Annotated in this window: 3 protein-coding genes; all 3 read left to right on the forward strand. The window is 68.0% G+C overall.

The features are described 5' to 3' along the window. Window positions 1–628, forward strand: a 628-nt coding sequence (locus VEG08_11660; protein ID HXZ28640.1) for a hypothetical protein, incomplete at its 5' end; no start/stop codon positions are given. A 77-nt stretch (window positions 629–705) separates the two neighbouring features. After that, a complete protein-coding gene (locus VEG08_11665) occupies window positions 706–1,659 on the forward strand; it encodes a MoxR family ATPase (GenBank protein ID HXZ28641.1) in 954 nt (317 codons plus the stop codon). Between the two features lie 12 nt (window positions 1,660–1,671). Further along, window positions 1,672–2,145, forward strand: a complete 474-nt coding sequence (locus VEG08_11670) for a DUF4149 domain-containing protein (protein ID HXZ28642.1) — start codon at window positions 1,672–1,674, stop codon at window positions 2,143–2,145. Window positions 2,146–2,258: the final 113 nt, after the last annotated feature.

The following is a 2,258-nucleotide window of genomic DNA, read 5'->3' on the forward strand; positions in this document are numbered from 1 at the left end:
GGTGTCGCCGCTCGAGCACCTGGTGGTGATGCTGCCCAAGAGCATGCAGTTCCGGCCCACCGCCGGGAGCTTCCAGTCCATGCCCGACAAGGACGCGGACGTCCACGTGGTCACGGGCATGCAACCCGGCCAGCAGATCGCCTTCGAGATCTCCGGTACGGGGGCCACCAGCCGGGTTCCCGGAGGCGGCGACCAGGCCGAGGCAGGCTCCGACAGCAGCGGCATGGCCGGCGGCTCTGCCGACAACCGGCCCGGGGGCGGCCTGGGTCCGCCCACCGAGACCCCCGACCCGCTCTACCAGTACCGCTGGCAGATCCTGATCGGCCTCGGCCTGGTGCTGACCTTCGGCGCCTTCTACATTCTGAACCGGCGGCCCATCGCCCCGGCGCTGGCCAAGAGCGCCGGAGGCGCGCGTGGGGCCGCGCCCGTCGCCGAACCCGCGCCCGAACTGGAGGAGCCGCCCGCGCCCCGCGACCGCAAGGCCCGCCTGCTGGAAGCACTCAAGGAAGAGCTCTTCCAACTGGAGATGGAGCGCCACGAAGGACGCATCTCGCAGACCGAGTACGAGAAGGCCAAGTCCGCCCTCGACCAGACCATCGCCCGCGCTATCTCGCGGAGAAACGATTGACCGCAGAGGTCGCCGGGTAGCGGCGGAGCTGAAAGCTAAGAGCTAAGAGCTTCTCTGCGATAGAATCGAAGCTAACGATGGTTCCACAGTCCGCCACTACTCAGCGCGCGGCCGCCCTGCAACAGGCGGTGCGTTCCATCATCCGCGGCAAGGACGACGTCATCCGCCTGGCCCTGATCTCCATCCTGGCCCGCGGCCACCTGCTCATCGAGGGCGTCCCCGGGGTGGGCAAGACCACGCTGGCGCACGCCCTGGCCCGCGCCATCGACTGCCAGTTCCAGCGCATCCAGTTCACCAGCGACATGCTGCCCTCCGACGTGCTGGGCATCTCCATGTACTCGGCCATGGAGCAGAAGTTCGAGTTCAAGCGCGGTCCCATCTTCACCAACGTGCTGCTAGCCGACGAGATCAACCGCACCACCCCCAAGACGCAATCGGCGCTGCTGGAGGCCATGAACGAGGGCCAGGTCACCATGGACTCCCGCTCCTACACCCTGCCCCAGCCCTTTCTGGTCATCGCCACCCAGAACCCGGTCGAGCACCACGGTACCTATCCCCTGCCCGAGTCGCAGATGGACCGCTTCCTGCTGCGTGCCGGCATGGGCTATCCCGAGGCCGGCAGCGAGCGCGAGATCCTGCGCTCGGAGGCCGGCATGGCCCGCCTCGACCGGCTCCAGCCCGTGCTCTCCGGCGCCGACGTCACCGCCATGCAGGAGGAGGTCACGCGCATCCGCGTGGATGAAGCCCTGCTCGACTACACCCTGGAGATCGTGCGCCGCACCCGCGACTCCGAGTACCTCTCGCTGGGCGTCTCCCCGCGCGGCGCACTCATGCTCTACCGCGCCGCCCAGGCCTCCGCCTTCCTCGACGGCCGCAGCTTCGCCACCCCCGAGGACTTCAAGGGCCTGGTGGTTCCCGTCTTCGCGCACCGCGTGGTGGTCAACGCCCGCTACTCCTCGACGCTGAAGAAGTCGGAGCAGGCGGAGCAGATCCTGCGCGACATCGCGGAGTCGGTCCCGGTTCCGGTCTAGCGGGAGCCACCCATGTCCTTCCTCCGCTTCCTCATGCTGCTGGCGCTGGTGCTGTGGCTGGGCGGCATCGTGTTCTTCGCCGTCATGGCGCCCAACGTCTTTGCGGCCGTGCCCACGCGCGAGATGGCGGGCCACATCATCGCGCGGCTGCTCACCATCCTGCACGGCATGGGCCTGGTCGCGGGCGTCGTCTTCCTGCTCTGCTCGCTGACCCTGGCACGCCTCTCCCAGGGCTCCTTCCAGCCGTGGGCGGCGCGCAATCTGCTGGTCGCCGCCATGCTGGCCCTGACCTGCATCTCGCAGTTCTATGTGTTCGCGCGCATGGAGAGCCTGCGCCGCGACATGGGCGTGATCGACCAGGTCGCCCCCAGCGATCCCCGCCGCCTCGAGTTCGACGGCCTGCACGTGTGGTCCACGCGGCTGGAGGGCGGAGTGCTCTTGCTGGGGCTGGCGGTCGTCTTTTCTGTCGCGCGCCGTTTATCATGAGAATCGGGTCATCGAGTCATCGGATCATCGGGTCATTTGCCCGGTGACCTAGATCACCCGATCGCCCGATCACCCGATTATGAAGACAGGCATCATAGGCCTCCCGCAGGTCG

This window comes from Terriglobales bacterium, from assembly GCA_035624475.1.
In the GTDB taxonomy this organism is placed as follows: Bacteria; Acidobacteriota; Terriglobia; order Terriglobales; family Acidobacteriaceae; genus DASPRL01.

What these genes read in the sequence shown, in the direction of transcription:
- VEG08_11665 (HXZ28641.1), top strand. Translation starts at nt 706, where the DNA reads ATGGTTCCACAGTCCGCCACTACTCAGCGCGCGGCCGCCCTGCAACAG.
- VEG08_11670 (HXZ28642.1), top strand. Translation starts at nt 1,672, where the DNA reads ATGTCCTTCCTCCGCTTCCTCATGCTGCTGGCGCTGGTGCTGTGGCTG.